We start from the raw sequence: 19,603 nt of genomic DNA on the forward strand, positions 1-19,603 counted from the left end.
ATGAAGAAGATTCCGCATTTCATCAACGGCCAGCCCTACGACGGCGGCAGCAGCCGCTACGCCGACGGCTTCAACCCGGCCACCGGCGAGATCGCCTCGTCCATCCCGCTGGCATCGAACGACGACGTGGCGATGGCCGTGGCCGCCGCCAAGGCCGCCTTTCCCGCCTGGTCGGAAACCCCGGCGCTCAAGCGCGCCCGTATCCTCTTCAACTTCAAGGCGCTGCTGGATCAGCACCAAGATGAACTGGCCGAACTCATCACCCGCGAACACGGCAAGGTGTTCTCGGACGCCAAGGGCGAAGTGATGCGCGGCATCGAGATCGTCGAGTTCGCCTGCGGCATTCCTCAACTGCTCAAGGGCCAGTACTCCGACCAGATCGGCGGCGGCATCGACAACTGGAGCATGCGCCAGGCGCTGGGCGTGGTGGCCGGCGTCACGCCGTTCAACTTCCCGATGATGGTGCCGTGCTGGATGTTCCCGGTGGCCATCGCCTGCGGCAACACGTTCGTGCTCAAGCCGTCCGAGCGCGATCCGTCCGCGTCCGTGCGCCTGGCCGAACTGCTTACCGAAGCGGGCCTGCCGCCCGGCGTCTTCAACGTGGTCCACGGCGACAAGCAGGCGGTCGACGCGCTGATCGCGCATCCCGACGTGGAAGCCCTGTCCTTTGTCGGCTCCACGCCGATCGCCGAATACATCTACGCCGAAGGCACCAAGCGCGGCAAGCGCGTGCAGGCCCTGGGCGGCGCCAAGAACCACCTGGTGGTCATGCCCGACGCGGACCTGGATCAGGTGACCGACGCACTGATGGGCGCGGCCTATGGTTCCGCGGGCGAGCGCTGCATGGCCATTTCGGTGGCCGTGGCGGTGGGCGACGTGGCCGACAAGGTGGTCGAACGCCTGACGCCGCGCGTCAAGGCGCTGGTGGTCAAGGACGGGATGCAATCGGACGCCGAGATGGGTCCGCTGGTCACCGCGCAGCATCGCAAGAAGGTGATGGGCTACATCGAGGACGGCATCGCCTGCGGCGCCGACCTGGTGGTGGACGGCCGCGACCTCACGGTGCCGGGCAACGAAAAGGGCTTCTTCCTGGGCGGCACGCTGTTCGACAACGTCAAGCCCGCCATGAACATCTACCGCGAAGAGATTTTCGGGCCGGTGCTGTGCATCGTGCGCGTGCCGGACTTCGCCAGCGCGGTGGACCTCATCAATGCGCACGAGTTCGGCAACGGCGTGGCCTGCTTCACGTCCGACGGCGGCGTGGCGCGCGCGTTCGCGCGGCAGATCAAGGTCGGGATGGTGGGCATCAACGTGCCGATCCCCGTGCCCATGGCGTGGCATTCGTTTGGCGGCTGGAAGCGTTCGCTGTTCGGCGACCACCATGCGTATGGCGAGGAAGGCATCCGCTTTTACTCGCGCTACAAGAGCGTGATGCAGCGCTGGCCCGACAGCATCGCCAAGGGCGCCGAATTCACGATGCCTGTGGCGAAGTGACGCCCCCCCCCGAGGCGCGGAGCGCCTCCCCCCAGGGGGCGTCGCAGCGGACCGGCGGAGCCCGGATCCGCGCGACCCCGCTTTGGCAGGGATTGCCGGACTTGGGGCGCGTTGTTCTTGCCTTGGGGTTAAGGGGCGTCGCTTGAAGCACTGACACTGCGCGGCGCCTCGCCGCGCCTTCCGAATATCTGTACGACAGGGGGAAACCTGATGCGCATCGGGATCGGCGGCTTTCAGCATGAGACCAATACGTTCGCGCCGTCGCGCGCGGCGTGGGAGGATTTTGCGGACAAGGGTGGGGGGTGGCCGAAGCTGGTCAGTGGCCCTGCAATGTTCGAAGCGGTGGCGGGGGCCAATATTCCGGTGGCGGGATTTATCGAGGCGATGGGCGAGCATGCGTTGATACCCACGACGTGGGCGGCGGCCAGTCCCTCCGGGCATGTGACCCGGGATGCGTTCGAGCGCATCAGCGCGATGATTCTGCAAGGGTTGTCGCAGGCGATGCCGCTGGACGGCGTGTATCTGGACCTGCACGGCGCGATGGTCACCGAGCATCTGGACGACGGCGAAGGCGAACTGCTCAAGCGCGTGCGTGAACTGGTCGGCCCCAATGTGCCCATCGTCGCCAGCCTGGACCTGCACGCCAACGTGACGCGCGCGATGGTGCGCCATGCCGATGCGCTGGTCTGCTATCGCACCTATCCCCATATCGACATGGCCGAGACCGGCCAGCGCGCCGCAAACCTGCTGGCGCAGCGGCTGGGCGGCATGCCGCGTCATTACGTGGCGCTGCGCAGCCTGCCCTTCCTGATTCCGCTGTGCTGGCAGTCCACCGACATCGAGCCGGCCCGCAGCCTGTACCAGCTGCTGGGCGATCTGGAGGCGCGCGGCGCGGCCAGCAGCATCTCCTTTGCGACCGGGTTCCCGGCCGCGGACTTTCCCGAATGCGCGCCCACGGTCTGGGCCTACGGCATGACGCAAGCCGAAGCCGATGCCGCCGCCGACGAGATGGCGCGCGCGGTCGAGAATGCGGAACAGGACTTCGGCGGCAAGCTCTACACGCCGGACGAAGCCGTGCAGGAAGCGTTGCAGCTGGCGCGCGATGCGTCCAAGCCCGTGGTCATTGCCGATGCGCAGGACAACCCGGGCGCGGGCGGCAGTTCCGACACCACCGGCGTGCTGCGCGCGCTCATCCGCCACGATGCGCGCGATACGGCGATCGGTCTGATTGTGGACCCGGCCGCCGCGCTGGCCGCGCACCGCGCCGGCGCTGGAAATACCATTCGGATTGCACTGGGTGGACATTCGGGTATTCCCCACGACGAACCTCTGGACACCGAGTTCATCGTCGAGAAAACTTCCGATGGACGCTTCGATACGCATGGTGCGTTCTATCGCGGCTTTCACATGGATCTGGGCCCCAGCGCGTGCCTGCGCATCGGCGGCGTACGCATCATCCTGGCCTCCAACAAGGTGCAGATGGCCGACCAGGAGATGTTCCGCTTTGCCGGCGTGGAACCCACGCGCACCGCGATCCTGGTGGTCAAGAGTTCGGCGCACTTTCGCGCCGATTTCACCCCGATCGCGCACACGATCCTGGTGTGCGCGGCGCCCGGTTCCATGCTGATGGATGCGGCAAAACAACCATGGACACGGTTGCGTCCCGGCATCAGAATGGCGCCTTGCGGGCCGGTGTTCGACGGCCGGTCTGCAGCGACAGCCTGACCCTCGCGCGCCGCTTCATCGCGACGCGTCAACGACGTAGCGGCCCATGCGCCGCTCACAACGCTTCAAGGGGAAATACATGCTCAAGTTTGTACGAGCGGCCGCGCTGGCCGGCGTCACTCTCGCGATGGCTCACGGCGCCTACGCCGAGACCGTCATCAAGACGGTGATGCACTCGCCACTGCGCCTGACCGATCCGCACGCCACCACCGCCTACATCACGACGTGGCACGGCTACATGATCTACGACACCTTGCTGGCCACCGACGCCGACAACAAGGTGCAGCCGCAGATGCTTGAGAAGTGGGAAGTCTCGCCCGACGGCAAGACCTACACCATGACGCTGCGCCCGGGTCAAAAATGGCATGACGGCCAGCCGGTGACCGCCGAGGACTGCGTGGCGTCGATCAAGCGCTGGGCCGCCGGCGACGGCATGGGCCGCACGCTGCTCAAGTTCACCGACAAGATCGAAGTCATCGACGACAAGAGCTTTCGCATCGTCATGAAGGAACCCACGGACCTGGCGCTGCGCGCCCTGTCCAAGCCCACCGGCACCGCGCCGTTCATGATGCCCAAGCGCATCGCCGAACAAGCCATCGGCAAGCCCATCACCGACATGACGGGCTCCGGCCCGTTCAAGGTCGCCGAGTTCAAGCCGGGCGTGAAGACCGTCTACGTCAAGAACACCGACTACGTGCCGCGCAAGGAGCCCGTCAGCGGCCTGGCCGGCGGCAAGGTCGTGCACGTGGACAAGGTCGAGTGGGACGTGATGCCCGACGCCCTGACCACCGCCAACGCGCTGCTGGGCGGCGAGATCGATTTCGTCGAGCAGTTCCCGTATGACCTCTTGCCGATGATCGAAGGCAACCCGGACCTGAAGGAAGAGTCGCTCAGCCCGGTCGGCTACTTCACGATGTACCGCTTCAACTTCAAGTACCCGCCCTTCAACAACAAGAAGATCCGCCAGGCCGCCATGTACGCGATCGGCCAGGAAGACGTGATGAAGGCGCTGGTCGGCAATCCCAAGTACTGGAAGACCTGCGCCTCGCTGTGGGGCTGCGGCACGCCGCTGGAAAGCGATATCGGCAAGGACATGATCGTCCCGTCGAACATCGAGAAGGCCAAGGCGCTGCTCAAGGAAGCGGGTTACGACAACACGCCCATCCTGGTCATGCACGCCACTGATGTTGGCACGCTGTCGGCGCAACCGGTCGTGATGGCCGCGGCGCTGCGCAAGGCGGGCTTCAACGTCAACCTGGCGGCGATGGACTGGCAAAGCGTGGCCACGCGCCGCGCCTCCAAGGCCGCACCGGCCGAAGGCGGCTGGAACATCCACAACACCAACTGGTACGCCACCGACGTGATGGACCCGGTGCGCTCCGCCCCCGCGGCCGCCAACGGCGACAACGCGTGGTTCGGCTGGCCCGACTTCCCGCAGATCGAAGAACTGCGCACGAAGATGGCGCTGACCTCGGACCCGGCGGAACAAAAGAAGATCTCCGAGGAAGTGCAGCGCATCGGCATCGACGAAGGCCTGTACGTGCCGCTGGGCCAGATGTCCGTGCCCACCGTCTACTCGACCAAGCTGTCGGGCCTGGTGCACGCGCCGGTCTTCGCGTTCTGGAACGTCAAAAAGGCCCCTTGATGGGCTCCGGGCCTGCGCGCCGCAGCAAGCAGTCCGCGCAGGCCTAATTGGTACAGGGGGAAATACATGCTGGCATTTGTCTCACGCCGGCTCCTCGCGACCATCCCAGTCCTGGTGATGGTCGCGGTGGTGGTCTTTGCGATATTGCGTTTCAGCCCCGGAGATCCGGCCATCATCATGGCGGGCGACGGCGCCACGCCCGAACGTATCGTTCAGATACGGCAGACGATGGGCCTGGACCAGCCGGTGATCAAGCAGTTCTTCATCTGGGGCGGCAAGCTCCTGCAGGGTGACCTGGGCACCTCACTGATGTCCGGCGTGCCGGTCACCAAGCTCATCGCGCAGCGCCTTGAACCGTCGCTCAGCCTGGCCGTGCTCACGCTGGTGTTCACGCTGCTCGTCGCCATTCCGCTTGGCGTGCTGGCGGCATGGCGCCAGGGCAAGCTGCTGGACCGCGCCGTCATGGGCTTCTCGGTGCTGGGATTTTCCGTGCCGGTGTTCGTGACCGGCTACCTGCTGATCTGGGCCTTCGCCATCAAGCTGGGCTGGTTCAACGTACAGGGCTATGTGCCCCTGGAAAAGGGATTCTGGCCGTTCCTGCACCGGCTCATCCTGCCTTCGCTGGCGCTCTCCACGGTCTACGTGGCGCTGATCGCGCGCATCACGCGCACCAGCGTCATCGAGGTCATGGGCGAGGACTTCATCCGCACGGCACGCTCCAAGGGACTGGGCGAAACGGGCGTGCTGCTGGGCCATGCGCTGCGTAACGCGGCCGTGCCCATCGCCACCGTCGTGGGCGTGGGCATCGCGCTCCTGATCAGCGGTGTCGTCGTCACCGAGTCGGTGTTCAACATCCCGGGCCTCGGCCGGCTGGTGGTCGAAGCCGTGCTGGCGCGCGACTACCCCGTCATCCAGGGCCTGACGCTTTTCTTCGCGTTCGTCTACGTGTTCATCAATCTTGTTGTCGATTGCGCCTATACGGTGTTCGACCCGCGGATCAGGTACTGACACCATGAGCATGCAAACGCCAACCGACGCCGCCGCACAGGCGGCCGCCGACCTCCCCGGAGGCGGCACCCCGCACATCACCGCCTGGCGGCAGATCCGCCAGGGGCTCAAGAGCTGGCCCGTCATGCTCGCGCTGGTGGTGCTGGCGGCGATCGTCTTCGTCGCCGTGTTCGCGCCGCTCCTGGGCACGGTCGATCCCACCCTCCTCAATCCGGGCGCGCGCCTGAAGCAGCCCTTCACCGACTATCTGCTGGGCACGGACGCGTTCGGCCGCGACGTGTGGTCGCGCGTCGCCTACGGCGCGCGCATCTCGCTGATCGCGGGGCTGGGCGCCGCCGTGGTCAGCGTGGTCATCGGACTGGTCATCGGCGTCATCGCCGGCTGGTTCCGGTCGCTGGACGGTCCGATCATGCGCACCATGGACGCCATCATGGCGATCCCCGGCATTCTGCTGGCGATCGCGCTGGTGTCGGTCACGGGCGCCAGCATCACGACCGTGCTCGTGGCCATCACCATCCCGGAAATCCCGCGGGTGGTGCGCCTGGTGCGCGGCCAGATCCTCAGCGTGCGCGGCGAGCCCTACGTCGAGGCCGCGCTGGCGCTGGGCACGCCGCTGCCGCTGCTCTTGTGGCGGCACATGGTGCCCAGCACGATCGCGCCGCTGACGGTGCAGGGCACCTACGTCTTTGCGTCCGCCATGCTGACCGAGGCCATCCTGAGCTTCCTGGGCGCGGGCATCCCGCCCGAGATCGCGTCCTGGGGCAACATCATGTCCGAAGGCCGCATGTACTTCCGCATGCTGCCCGGCCTGATCCTGTTCCCCGGACTGTTCCTGTCGCTGACCGTGCTCAGCGTGAACATCCTGGGCGACGCCTTGCGCGACGCGCTGGACCCGAAAATGGTGCGCAGGATCTGATGCCGATGAACTATTCCCCCAATCCCCCCGCGGGCGATACCTCGTCCGCCATCCTGGCCATCCGCAACCTGTCGGTCGAAGTCGCCGGCGCGGGTAACCGCGTCGTGCGCAACCTGAGCCTGGACGTGCATGCCGGCGAAACGGTGTGCGTGGTCGGCGAGTCCGGTTCGGGCAAGTCCGTCACGTCGCTGGCCGTCATGGGCCTCTTGCCGCAAGGCATCCTGGGCATCAGCGCGGGCTCGATCCGCGTCGAAGGCGAGGACGTGGCCACGGCCACGCAGCGCCGGCTGCGCGAGCTGCGGGCCACCCGCATGGCGATGGTCTTTCAGGAACCCATGACCGCGCTGAACCCCGTGCACACGGTGGGCAAGCAGGTCGACGAGGTGCTACGCCTGCACCGCAAGAACATGTCGGCGGCCGAACGCCGCGCCAAGGTGCTGGACATGTTCCAGTCCGTGCACCTGCCCGACATCGAACGCATCTACGACGCCTATCCGCACCAGCTTTCGGGCGGGCAGCGCCAGCGCATCGTCATTGCGATGGCGCTGATCCTGGAACCCAAGCTGCTGATTGCCGACGAGCCCACCACGGCGCTGGACGTCACCACGCAAAAGCAGATCCTCGCGCTCATCAAGGAGCTGCAGGTCAAGCACCGGACGGCAGTGCTGTTCATCACGCACGACTTCGGCGTGGTGGCCGAGATCGCGGACCGCATCGTGGTCATGAACCGCGGCGACCTGATCGAAAGCGGCTCGCGCCACGAGATCCTGGCCGAGCCCAAGCAGTCTTACACGCGCCGGCTGGTGTCCTCGGTGCCCAGCCTGGTGCCCTCGCGCCGCGAACCGCCCGGCGGCACGCCGGTGCTGCACGTCAAGGGCCTGGGCCGCACTTATGGCGCCAAGGGCTCGCTGTTCTCGCGTAAGGCGGCGCAGCACGTCATTGCCGCCACCGACGTCAACCTGACTTTGCGCAAGGGCGAGATCCTGGGCATCGTCGGCGAATCGGGGTCGGGAAAGTCGACGGTCGCGCGCTGCATCGTGCGGCTCATCGAGCCTACCGCCGGCCACATGATGATGGGCGGCGAGGACCTCAGCACGTTGTCCGGATCGGCGCTGCGTCCCGTGCGCCGCCGCATCCAGATCGTGTTCCAGGACCCGTACCGGTCGCTCAACCCGCGCCGCACGGTCGGCGAATCCATCATCGAAGGCCTGCTGAATTTCGGCGTGCCGCGCGACGAGGCGCTAAAGCGCGCCAGCGAAACCCTCAGCGTGGTGGGGCTGAGCCCCGACGCGATGCGGCGCTATCCCCATCAGTTCTCCGGCGGCCAGCGCCAGCGCATCTGCATCGCGCGCGCCCTGGTCATGGACCCGGAGATTCTGGTGGCCGACGAAGCCGTCTCGGCGCTGGACGTGTCGGTGCAGGCCCAGGTGCTGGAGCTGCTGGAACAGGTGCGCGAGCGCACCGGCGTGGGCGTGCTGTTCATCACGCACGACCTGCGCGTCGCCGCGCAGATCTGCGACACCATCATGGTGATGCAGCGCGGGCAGGTGGTGGAAACCGGCTCGGCCGAGACCGTGCTGACAGAACCCCGCCACCCGTACACCCGCGCTTTGATCGATGCCGCCCCGGGGCGCGACTGGGACTTCCGCAACTTCCGGCCGATCGCGCCTGGCCTCTTGCCTGTCGCTCCCCCCGCCGCCTCCCCGGCCGCCTGACGCCTTTTTCGCATCACTGGAACCGAGATGCCGCAACCGCATGAAATGTCCGCCCAGGAACTCCTGCAGGCGTATCGCAGCAAGAACCTGTCGCCCGTCGAGGCCACGCGTGCCGTGCTCGACCACATCGAGCGCTGGGAGCCCCGGCTGCACGCGACCTATGCGCTGGATCCGGAAGGCGCGCTGGCCATGGCCCGTGCCTCGGAAGCCCGCTGGATGAAGGGCGAGCCGCAGTCCTGCGGCGGGTTTTCGCTCGATGGCGTGCCCGCCACCATCAAGGAAAACATCGCCACCTGCGGCGTGCCCGTGCCGCTGGGCACCGCGGCCACCGACCTCACCCCGGCGGCGGCCGACGCCCCGCCGGCGGCGCGCATGCGCGAGGCGGGCGCCGTCCTGCTGGGCAAGACCACCATGCCCGACTACGGCATGCTGTCCTCCGGCCTGTCGAGCTTTCATGAACTGACGCGCAACCCCTGGGACCTGACCAAGAATCCGGGCGGCTCCAGCGCGGGCGCCGGGGCGGCGGCCGCCGCCGGTTATGGTCCCCTGCATATCGGCACCGACATCGGCGGCTCGGTGCGCCTGCCCGCCGCCTGGTGCGGCATCGCCACGCTCAAGCCCAGCCTGGGCCGCATTCCCATCGATCCGCCCTTCATGGGCCGCTGCGCCGGCCCCATGACGCGCACCATCACCGACACGGCCCTGATGATGGGCGTGCTGTCGCAGCCGGACGCCCGCGACCACATGAGCCTGCCCTTCCAGGAGATCGACTGGTTGAACCTGGACCAGGACGTGCGCGGCCTGCGCATCGGCCTCTTGCTGGACGCGGGCTGCGGACTGCCGCTGGATCCGGAAACCCGCGATGCGGTCGAAGCCGCCGCGCGCGCCTTCGAAGCGGCGGGCGCCATCGTCACGCCCATGCAACCCTGGATGACGCCCGGCATGCTGGACGGCGTGGACCGCTTCTGGCGCACCCGTTCGGCCATCGACCTGGCCGCGCTGCCCGAGGAACGCCGCGCGAAGATCCTGCCCTTCATCCGCGCCTGGGCCGAAAGCGGCGGCGGCCACAGCGGCGAAGACGTGTTTCGCAGCTACTACGAAACGCTCAACGTGCGGGCGCGCACGGTCGCCGCCTGCGCGCCGTTCGATTACGTGCTGTCGCCGGTGGCGCCGGTGGTGGCCTACAACGCCGAGTGGCCCTCGCCCACCAACGAGGTCGCCACCACGATGCACCACATCGGGTTCACGCTGCCCTTCAACATGAGCGAACAGCCCGCGGCATCGGTCAATTGCGGCTACACGAAGGCGGGCCTGCCCATCGGCCTGCAGATCGCCGGCGCGCGCTTTGACGACCTGGGCGTGCTGCGCGTGGCGCGCGCGTGGGAACGGATGCGTCCCGCGCAGCGACCCTGGCCGCAGCCGGTGTCGGCCCACTGACTTTCCACGGCAACCCACAGGAACATCCCATGCGTTGGCTTTTGGCAATGATCAAGCACGAGACGAACACGTTTTCGCCCGTGCCCACCCCCCTTGAGCGCTTCTTTCGCGGCAGCCCCGAAATCCTGGCCGGCGAGCGCGCCATCAAGGCCTACGAGAACACCGACAGTGGCCTGGGCGGCTACATCGAGGTCGCCCGCCGCGAAGGCGCGGAAATGGTCGTGCCGGTCGCGGCCGAGTCCTGGCCCAGCGGTCCCGCCAGCGCGCAGACGCATGAGCGCCTGTGCACGCTGATCCTGGACGAGGTCAAGCGCGGCGGTTTCGACGCCATCCTGCTGGACCTGCACGGCGCGATGGTCGCCGACGGCGTCGAGGATGCCGAGGGCGACCTGCTGCGCCGCCTGCGCGAGATCGATCCCACGACGCCCGTCGCCGTGACGCTGGACATGCACGCCAACATCTACGACGACATCGTGCGCAACGCCACGGTGATCAGCGGCTTTCATACGTATCCGCACGTGGACATCCGCGATGCGGGCGTGCGCGCGGCGAACGTCATCGTCCGCACGCTCAAGGGCGAGATCAAGCCGGTGATGACCTGGGCCAACAAGCCCATGCTGCCGCACATCATGTGCCAGGGCACGCATGCCGCGCCCAACAAGCCGCTGCAGGAGCGGTGCAAGGAACTGGAGGCCGGCGGCGTGCTGGCGGCCTCGGTTTTCGTGGGCTTTCCCCACGCGGACATCCGCGAGGCGGGCCTGAGCGCCGTCGTCTGTACCGACGGCAACCTGGCCGAAGCCGAACAGCATCGCGACGAATTGCTGGACCGCGCGTGGCGCGGCCGCGCCGACTGGGTGTTCCATTCCGAGCCGCTGGCGCCCACCATCGCGCGCGCCAAGGCCATCGAACAGGGCCCGGTCGTGCTGCTGGACCACTACGACAACACGGGCTCGGGCGGCACGATGGACACGACGGCGGTGCTGGCCGAGGTCCTGCGCCAGGAACTGGACAACGTCGTCTTCTACGCCATCTGCGATCCGCAGGCCGCGCGCGAAGCCGCCGCTGCGGGCGTGGGCAACACCATCACGCTCAAGCTGGGCGGCAAGCTGCCCATGCCGGCCATCAAGCAGCCCAGTGAACCGCTGGAGGTCACCGGCCGCGTCAAGCTGGTGTTCGACGGCGTCTACCTGAACCGGGGCCCCATGTATCGCGGCGTGCGCAACGACACGGGGCTGACGGTGGTCATCGACACCGGCCGGGTGGAGATCGTGGTGGTGTCCCGCCACCAGGAGCCCTTCGACATCAACTGCCTGCTGTCGGCTGGCATCGATCCGCTGCAAAAGCGGTATGTGGTGCTCAAGAGCCGCATCCACTGGCGCGCGGGATTCTCGGACATGGCCACCGAGATCATCGAATGCACCGGCGTGGGCGTCACGACCTCCGACTATGCCCAGCTTGATTTCAAGCACGTTCGGCGACCGATCTATCCGCTGGACCCCATCTGAATCCAGGCACTTTGTCGACAAAAAAGCCGGCGCACCCGCGCCGGCTTTCATTTTGAAATCTTCGGTAACTGCGCGCCTGCTTGGCGGGACACGTGTCTCGGTATACTCCGCCGCGGGCCTGACAGGCCGATGAACACGCGTATCCAGGAACGGTTCCGCTCGCGCGGACGCGAGTGGCGCAGTTGGCCGCCGCTGCCGGATATGACTCGACAATCAACGATATAAGCAGAGCGATGAAAAAGAGCGTAGCGATCACCCTGGGCGTGGTCATAGTGGGAGCGGGAAGCTGGGTCGGCGCCACGTGGTACACCGGCAAGCGCATCGAAGAAGACGCGCAGCGTTACCTGGCGCAAGCCAACGAGAAGCTGGCCAAGGTCACCCCCCTGTTCGGTCTGCGCATCGACCAGCTCAAGTACGAGCGCGGCCTGTTCTCCACGCAGGCGCGCTATGGCGTGTCGTTCATCAAGAACGACAAGGGCCTGGACGACCTGCCCGGCGGCATGATCGAGTTCGACGCGAACGTCGAGCACGGCCCCTTCCCCAAGAGCGCCCTGGCGCGCGGCGCCATTGCGCCCAAGCTGGCGTTCATCCACACCGAGATCGCCAAGACGGACAACATCAAGCCCGTCTTCGAACTGACCAAGGACGTGTCCCCGCTGATGAGCGACGCGATCGTCAGCTATAGCGGCAATGCGGTGACGACCGCCGCGGTCGCTCCCGTTACCGTCACGCACGACGGCAACGCGCTCGACTTCAGCGGCATGCGCATCGAAGGCACCTTCGACCGCGCCACCCAGGCGGTCACCGCGCACGGCGTGATGGACAAGCTGGCCGTCGACGGCACCAAGAGCAGCGACCCGGTGAAGATGACCGTGGCGGGCCTGACCATGGACGTCGACAGCCGCATGGGCAAGTTCGGCATTTCCATGGGCAATTCGGACCTGAAGATCAAGCGCGTGGACGTCCTGCGCCCCACCGACGACATGAAGGTGGCGCTGGACAACTTCAGCTATGGCGTGAAGCTGTCCGAGGACGACAAGGCGATCAACGTGCAGGCCGCCTATCAGACGGGCGACCTTACCGTGAACGACGTCGTGCTGGGCAACGGCCAGGCCGTGGTGAAGCTTGCCCGCCTGGACGGCCAGGCCGTCAAGCAATTGTCGGACACCTACAACCAGCTCATGCGCCAGTACATGCTGGGCGCCAGCGACGAAGGCCTGAAGGACGAACAGTTCGACGTCCTGCTGGACAACGCCGGCAAGCTGCTGGCGGGCAATCCGTCGTTCAGCATCGATCCGCTGAGCTGGAAAACGGCCAAGGGCGAAAGCAAGCTGACGTTCACGCTTGAAATGGCCAACCCGGCCAACGCCAAGGACCTGACCCCGCAGGAAATCGCGGTGCAGGCGATTAAGAAGATCGACGCCTCGCTGGTGATCTCCAAGCCGATGGTGCAGGACCTGATGGTGCAGTACGCCATGAAGAAGGAAGGCCTGACCGCCGAGAAGGCCGCGGCCGACGCCGACGAGAGCATCCGCCAGATGGCCGGCATGGCCGAAATGATGAACGTCGGCAAGAACGACGGCGACAACATCGTCGGCAAGTTCACGTTCGCCGATGGCATGGGCGACCTGAACGGCCAGAAGATCCCCGCCGATGAACTGTTCAGCGGCCTGCTGGGCGCCACCGGCATGAACGGCATGGACGACGACGATGAGCTGTCGGGCATCGGCATGGATTCCGACGAGGAATCCACCGCCGCCGCACCGGTGGCGGGCGTCATGCAGGACTTCAACCTGGAAGACGTCGCCAACATGCTGGACGACATGGGCTACACCGTCACCCGCACCGATGGCACCGACGGCCCCGTGCTGGTCCTGAACCCGGGCACCACCGGCGCCACGGATCTGCGCCTGGAGTTCCTGTGCAACGACTTCACGGAAAAGTGCCTGGACCTCGTGGCAACCGCCACGTATGCCACCAAGAAGCCGATGTCGCTCAAGGCGATCAACGCCTGGAACCAGGAATACCGCTGGAGCCGCGCCTACCTGGATGACAAGAACCAGGCCGTGCTGCAGATGGACATGAACGCCGAAGGCGGGCTGGGCAAGGACAACCTGCAAATCCTGCTCAACACCTTCATCAGCATCGCCGAAGACTTCGGCGCAGCGGCGAAAGCGCCCGCGAAGTAATGCGCGGCCGGCCTGACGCCGGCCCCAGACAAAAGCCCCCGCCTGTGAAGGACGGGGGCTTTTTTCATCCTGCTGCCAAAAACTATGCGTACGCTTCGATCGGCAGGCAGGCGCAGACCAGGTTGCGATCGCCGTAGGCGTTGTCGACACGTGCGACCGGCGGCCAGTACTTGCCGTCGCGCAGCGTTGCCACCGGGTAGGCGGCCTGCTGGCGCGGGTAGTCGTGCAGCCATTCCTCGGCCAGCAGCATCTGGGCGGTGTGCGGCGCGTTCTTCAGGACGTTGTCGTCACGGTCGCGTTCGCCGCGTTCGACCTGCGCGATCTCTTCGCGGATGGCGATCATCGCGTCGATGAAGCGGTCCAGTTCGGCCACGCCTTCGGATTCGGTCGGCTCGACCATCAGCGTGCCGGCCACCGGGAAGCTCATCGTGGGCGCATGGAAGCCGTAATCCATCAGGCGCTTGGCGATGTCTTCGGCGCTGATGCCGCTGGTTTCCTTGAGCGGGCGCACGTCCAGGATGCACTCGTGCGCCACGCGGCCGTTGCGGCCCGCGTACAGGACCGGGTAGTGGTCGCGCAGGCGGGTGGCAATGTAGTTGGCGTTCAGGATGGCGACTTCGGTGGCGCGGCGCAGACCGTCCGCGCCCATCAGCGCGATGTACACGAACGGGATCGGCAGGATGCCGGCCGAGCCGAACGGAGCGGCCGAGACCGGGCCGACCTTGGCGTCGCCGGGCAGCTTGCCCTGTTCGTTCACGACGCCCGGCAGGTAGGGCGCCAGGTGCGCGCGCACCGCCACGGGGCCCACGCCGGGGCCGCCGCCGCCGTGCGGAATGCAGAACGTCTTGTGCAGGTTCAGGTGGGACACATCCGAGCCGAACTTGCCGGGCTTGGCCACGCCGACCATTGCGTTCATGTTGGCGCCGTCCAGGTAAACCTGGCCGCCGGCCTGATGCACCAGATCGCAGATTTCGGTCACGGCTTCTTCGAACACGCCGTGCGTGGACGGGTACGTGATCATCAGCGCGGCCAGCTTGTCGCCGACCTGCGCGATCTTGGCGCGCAGGTCCGTGAGGTCGACATTGCCATTGGCGTCCGAGGCCACCACCACCACATCCATGCCGGCCAGTTGCGCCGAGGCGGGGTTGGTGCCGTGCGCCGACGACGGGATCAGGCAGATGTTGCGCTGGTGCTGGCCGTTGGCCTGGTGGTAACCGCGAATGGCGAGCAGGCCCGCGTATTCGCCCTGCGCGCCCGAGTTGGGCTGCAGGCTGATGTTGTCGTAGCCGGTGATTTCGCACAGCGCGGCCGACAGGCGGTCGATCAGTTCGACGTAACCCTGGCTTTGCGAGGCGGGCGCGAACGGGTGGATCAGCGCGAATTCGGGCCAGGTGATGGGGATCATCTCGGCCGTGGCGTTCAGCTTCATGGTGCACGAACCCAGCGGGATCATCGTGCGGTCCAGGGCCAGGTCCTTGTCGGCCAGCTTGCGCAGATAGCGCAGCATGTCGGTTTCGGACTGGACGCTGGAGAAGATGGGGTGCGTCAGGATGGCGCTTTCGCGGGCCACCGCGGCGGGGATGCCACTGGGGGCTGCGGCGTCGAGCGCGTCGATGTCGAGTTCGACGTCATCACGCTCCAGGCCGGCGGCGAATACGTTGACCAGCGCCTGCAGGTCGGCCACGGTCACGGTTTCGTCCAACGAAACCGCAAGGCGCGCGCCGTCGACGCGGCGCAGGTTGATGTGGGCGCAGTCGGCGGCCGTCAGGATGGCAGGCGTTGCGGCGCCGGTTTCCAGCAGCAGCGTGTCGAAGAAGGTGTCGTTGACGACCTTGATGTCCAGCTTGATGAGTTCGGCGCGCAGGATCGCGGTGGCGCGCTGCACGCGCTCGGCGATGCGGCGGATGCCGGCGGGACCGTGCCACACGGCGTACATGCCGGCCATCACGGCCAGCAGCACCTGCGCCGTGCAGATGTTGGAGGTGGCCTTCTCGCGGCGGATGTGCTGTTCGCGCGTCTGCAGCGCCAGGCGCAGCGCGGGGTTGCCCTGCGCGTCCTTGGACACGCCGACCAGGCGGCCGGCCATGTTGCGCTTGAAGGCGTCCTTGCAGGCCATGAAGCCCGCGTGCGGGCCGCCAAAGCCGAACGGCACGCCAAAGCGCTGGGCCGAACCGACGGCGATGTCGGCACCCCACTCGCCCGGGGCGGCCAGCACGGCCAGCGCCAGCAGGTCCGTCGCGCACGCCACCACGGCGCCTTGCGCGTGGGCGGCTTCGGCCAGCTTGCGGTAGTCGGACACGGCGCCCGTGCTGTGCGGGTATTGCAGCAGCACGCCAAAGCACTCGGGCAGGCCTTCGGCTTCGTCGCCGATGCGGATCTCGATGTCCAGGCCTTCGGCGCGCGTGCGCACGACTTCGATGGTCTGCGGATGCACGTGGCGCGAGATGAAGAACACCGGGCTCTTGGACTTGGCGCTGCGGCGCGCGAGCGTCATCGCTTCGGCGGCGGCCGTGCTTTCGTCCAGCAGCGAGGCGTTGGAGATGTCCAGGCCGGTCAGGTCGGCGACCATGGTCTGGTAGTTCAGCAGGGCCTCCAGGCGGCCCTGCGAGATCTCGGGCTGGTACGGCGTGTAGGCCGTGTACCAGGCGGGATTTTCAAGAATGTTGCGCAACACCACGTTGGGCGTCTGCGTGCCGTAGTACCCCTGCCCGATGTAGCTGCGGTAGACCTTGTTGCGGCCCGCGACCTGCTTCAGTTCGGCCAGCACGTCGGCTTCGCTGCGCGAGGCGGGCAGCGCCAGCGGCGCCTGGCTGCGGATCTTGGGAGGCACGACTTCTTCGATCAGGGCGTCCAGGCTGTCGCTGCCGATCACGGCAAGCATGGCGGCCTGGTCGGCGTCGGAGGGGCCGATGTGGCGGGGAATGAAGTCGGTATGGGTGTCTAGGGCGCGCGACATGGGGAGATCTCGGGGTAGCGGGTGTCGTCCTGGGGACGGACGGTATTGCGTCTGGCGAGGGCGGCGGCGCCAAGTCGGCCCGCCCCCTCGCATGCGGCATCAGCCGTTGGCGACGGCTTCGTAGCCGGCGGCGTCCAGCAGCTTGTCGGCGTCGGCCGCGTTGTCCGGCTTGATCTTGAAGATCCAGGCGGTGAAGGCCGATTCGTTGATCAGGTTGGGGTTGCTTTCCAGCTCTTCGTTGAAGGCAACGATTTCGCCGGACACGGGCGCGTAGATGTCCGAGGCGGCCTTGACCGACTCGACCACGCCGGCGGTTTCGCCCGCGTTCAGCTTCGCGCCGACGTTCACGTCGCCGACGAAGACCAGATCGCCCAGCTGATCCTGGGCGGTGTCGGTGATGCCGACGACGAACACGTCGCCCTCGGCTTTGACCCATTCATGGGACTCGGTGTACTTGCGATCGGTGGGCAGACTCATGGGAACTCCTGAGGGAATGCGGGTAGATGAATGGTGTTGCGCGCCTCGCGCGGGCGGCCGTCGCCCAGTCCGGGGCGGCGCACGCGCGAAGCTTCGAGTTTACGAGTGTTCGACGGCTTTGCCGTTACGCACGAAGGGCAGCTTGCACGCCACGGCGGGCACCCACTTGCCGCGGATATCGACCTCGACCGTATCGCCCGGCGCCACGCCTTGCGGCAGGCGGGCAAAGCCGATCGACACGCCCAGCGTGGGCGACATGGTGCCGCTGGTGAGTTCGCCCATGCCTTGCGGCGTGCGCACGGCCATGTGCGCGCGCATGACGCCGCGGTCCTTGAGCTTCAAGCCGATGAACGTGGCGGGCGTGGCGAATTGCTCGAGCGCATCGCGGCCGATGAAGCGGCGCTCGGCGTTCTTGAGGGACACGGTCCAGGTCAGGCCGGCCTGGCCGGGCTGGGTCAGTTCGTCCATGTCCTGGCCGTACAGGTTCATGCCGGCTTCCAGGCGCAGCGTGTCGCGCGCGCCCAGGCCTGCCGGACGCACGCCCTGGGCGGTCAGGTCGCGCCAGAGCTGGACCACGTCGGCGGCGGGCAGGACGATTTCAAAGCCGTCCTCGCCGGTGTAGCCCGTGCGGGCGACCAGCGTGTCGTCGCCCAGGCGGGCGGCGACGAAGGGAGTCAGCGGTTCGGTGGCGGCTTGCCAGGACGGGCGGGCCGCCCAGACCTTGGCGCGGGCGTTGGGGCCCTGCACGGCCACCATGGCCAGATCGCGGCGCGGCGTGATGGCGACGTCGAACGCGCCGGCCTGCTTGACGCGCTGCATCCAGGCCACGTCCTTGTCGGCCGTGCCGGCGTTGACCACCACACGCCATTCGTCAGCGGCGAAGAAATAGATGATGAGGTCGTCGATGACGCCGCCCTGCGGGTTCAGCATGCAGCTGTAGAGCGCCTTGCCCGGCACGGTCAGCTTGGACACGTCGTTGGCGACCAGGCGCTGCAGGAAGGCGAACGCGTCCGGACCCTTCACGTCGACGTTGAGCATGTGCGAGACGTCGAACATGCCGGCGTCCTGGCGCACCGCGTGATGCTCTTCAAGCTGCGAGCCATAGGCAAGCGGCATGTCCCAGCCGCCGAAATCGACCATGCGGGCGCCGGCGGCGATGTGTTCTTCGGCCAGCGGGGTGCGTTTGAGGGGTGCGGACATGCGGGGAACTCCGGGACGGCGTGATGCCAGGGTTACGGAATGCCGCTGATTGCGGGCGGATAGCGCCCGCGCAACGGCTGAATCTTCCGCCCCTCTGTCCTTTTGCCTGAGAGTTGCCCCGCGTGGCGGGTTTGCACCTTCGGCGCCTGGGCTGCTCGCCATGTCCCTGTTTCAGGGGCGGCGCCAGGTCTCTCCAGAGTACTGTTTTGCCGCATCCGCATGGCCGTGAGGCAACAAATGCGGGACGGGGCAAGCCTGCGCGGTATCGGTTACCTGAGCGATTCTGGGCGAATTGCGCCTTCGGCGGCGGCCGGGCTTGATGCCTTCGGCCACTCTCTCCCGCAGCATGCGTGACAGCGCCGAAAGCATACAACGAAAGCCCAGGGTAAGCCTAGGCCTGTCGCGCGCGGGGCGGCGCTAGCCCAGGGCCGTGTCCAGCAGCATCATCAGGACGAAACCCAGCATCAACCCGCAGGTGGCGTAGACCTCGTGCCCCTTGCGGTGCGATTCCGGGATGATCTCGTGGCTGATGACGAACAGCATGGCCCCCGCGGCAAAGCCCAGCCCCCACGGCAGCAGCGGCGCCGACCACCCGACGACCGCGGCGCCCAGCACCGCGCCCACGGGCTCGATCAGCCCGGACAGCATGCCCAGCGCCACCGCGAAGGTCCGCTTGTAGCCGGCGGCCAGCAAGGCGACCGCCACCACCAGTCCTTCGGGGATGTCCTGGATGGCGATGCCGGTGGCCAGCGCCGTGCCGCGCACCGGGTCGCCCGCGGCATAGCCCACGCCGATCGCCAGCCCCTCGGGCAGGTTGTGCAGCATGATCGCGAACACGAACAGCCAGGTGCGGCGCAGACGGTGCGCCTCCATCCCTTCCCTGCCCTTGATGAAATGCTCGTGCGGCAGCGTCCGGTCCATGAGCAGCAGCACGCCTGCGCCCAGCAGGATCGCGGCGCCCACGGTCAGGCCCGCGCCCCACGGGCCGTAACCCAGGTCCTCGCCCGCGGCGATGCCCGGCGCCACCAGCGAAAACGCGCTGGCGGCAAGCATGACGCCGGCGCCAAAGCCGAACATGCTGTCCTGCGCCTTTTGCGGAATGGTGCGGGCAAAGAGAATCGGCAACGTGCCGAGCGCGGTGGCGCCGGCCGCGACAAGCCCGCCAAGCAGCGCGTCCGCCACGTGCGGCGCCCGCACGTCCAGGTAAACCCAGAGCTGGTACAGGGCCAGGCAGGACACCATCACAGCCAGCGTCCAGACGCTGATGCTGGTGGCTGCCGGCCGTACGCGATGACGGCTGAAGGTATTCATAGGCGGCTGCGCTCCTTCGTGAAGA

General features: G+C 67.1%; 13 protein-coding genes and 2 riboswitches. Of the genes, 9 read left to right on the forward strand and 4 right to left on the reverse strand.

The window, feature by feature from the left end:
- From H4P35_RS23095 to H4P35_RS23135, 9 genes are all read left to right on the forward strand, one after another.
- On the forward strand, positions 1–1,494 hold the full coding sequence (locus H4P35_RS23095; protein WP_152382606.1) for a CoA-acylating methylmalonate-semialdehyde dehydrogenase: 1,494 nt from the start codon (positions 1–3) through the stop codon (positions 1,492–1,494).
- 210 nt (positions 1,495–1,704) lie between these two features.
- Entirely contained in the window at positions 1,705–3,219 is a 1,515-nt protein-coding gene (locus tag H4P35_RS23100) for a M81 family metallopeptidase (protein WP_226847133.1), read from the forward strand.
- Between the two features lie 79 nt (positions 3,220–3,298).
- Positions 3,299–4,864 carry an ABC transporter substrate-binding protein gene (locus H4P35_RS23105; RefSeq protein WP_056325258.1) on the forward strand — a complete coding sequence of 522 codons (1,566 nt, stop codon included), beginning with the start codon at positions 3,299–3,301 and terminating at the stop codon, positions 4,862–4,864.
- Between the two features lie 66 nt (positions 4,865–4,930).
- A complete protein-coding gene (locus H4P35_RS23110; protein WP_226847134.1) occupies positions 4,931–5,872 on the forward strand; it encodes an ABC transporter permease in 942 nt (313 codons plus the stop codon).
- 10 nt (positions 5,873–5,882) lie between these two features.
- Positions 5,883–6,788 carry an ABC transporter permease gene (locus tag H4P35_RS23115; RefSeq protein WP_056325963.1) on the forward strand — a complete coding sequence of 302 codons (906 nt, stop codon included), beginning with the start codon at positions 5,883–5,885 and terminating at the stop codon, positions 6,786–6,788.
- Between the two features lie 5 nt (positions 6,789–6,793).
- Positions 6,794–8,503, forward strand: coding sequence for an ABC transporter ATP-binding protein (locus H4P35_RS23120; protein WP_056325253.1), 1,710 nt, complete (start codon positions 6,794–6,796; stop codon positions 8,501–8,503).
- Positions 8,504–8,530: 27 nt separating this feature from the next.
- Complete coding sequence (locus H4P35_RS23125) at positions 8,531–9,940, forward strand: amidase (protein WP_226847135.1); 1,410 nt, start codon at positions 8,531–8,533, stop codon at positions 9,938–9,940.
- 29 nt (positions 9,941–9,969) lie between these two features.
- Complete coding sequence (locus tag H4P35_RS23130) at positions 9,970–11,445, forward strand: M81 family metallopeptidase (RefSeq protein ID WP_226847136.1); 1,476 nt, start codon at positions 9,970–9,972, stop codon at positions 11,443–11,445.
- A gap of 233 nt (positions 11,446–11,678) precedes the next feature.
- A complete protein-coding gene (locus H4P35_RS23135; protein ID WP_056325244.1) occupies positions 11,679–13,634 on the forward strand; it encodes a DUF945 family protein in 1,956 nt (651 codons plus the stop codon).
- An 82-nt stretch (positions 13,635–13,716) separates the two neighbouring features.
- Here the strand turns inward: H4P35_RS23135 and gcvP are convergent, their stop codons facing one another.
- The 4 genes from gcvP to H4P35_RS23155 form a co-directional block, all read right to left on the reverse strand.
- A complete protein-coding gene (gcvP, locus tag H4P35_RS23140) occupies positions 13,717–16,590 on the reverse strand; it encodes an aminomethyl-transferring glycine dehydrogenase (RefSeq protein ID WP_226847137.1) in 2,874 nt (957 codons plus the stop codon).
- Positions 16,591–16,689: 99 nt separating this feature from the next.
- Entirely contained in the window at positions 16,690–17,067 is a 378-nt protein-coding gene (gene gcvH, locus H4P35_RS23145) for a glycine cleavage system protein GcvH (RefSeq protein WP_056325238.1), read from the reverse strand.
- A 99-nt stretch (positions 17,068–17,166) separates the two neighbouring features.
- Complete coding sequence (gene gcvT / locus H4P35_RS23150) at positions 17,167–18,267, reverse strand: glycine cleavage system aminomethyltransferase GcvT (protein WP_226847138.1); 1,101 nt, start codon at positions 18,265–18,267, stop codon at positions 17,167–17,169.
- An 84-nt stretch (positions 18,268–18,351) separates the two neighbouring features.
- A riboswitch (glycine riboswitch) is annotated at positions 18,352–18,474 on the reverse strand.
- A gap of 43 nt (positions 18,475–18,517) precedes the next feature.
- Positions 18,518–18,619: riboswitch (glycine riboswitch) on the reverse strand.
- A gap of 65 nt (positions 18,620–18,684) precedes the next feature.
- Positions 18,685–19,578, reverse strand: a complete 894-nt coding sequence (locus tag H4P35_RS23155; protein WP_062839978.1) for a ZIP family metal transporter — start codon at positions 19,576–19,578, stop codon at positions 18,685–18,687.
- Positions 19,579–19,603: the final 25 nt, after the last annotated feature.

Source organism: Achromobacter sp. 77, assembly GCF_020541125.1.
Lineage (GTDB): Bacteria > Pseudomonadota > Gammaproteobacteria > Burkholderiales > Burkholderiaceae_B > Achromobacter > Achromobacter mucicolens.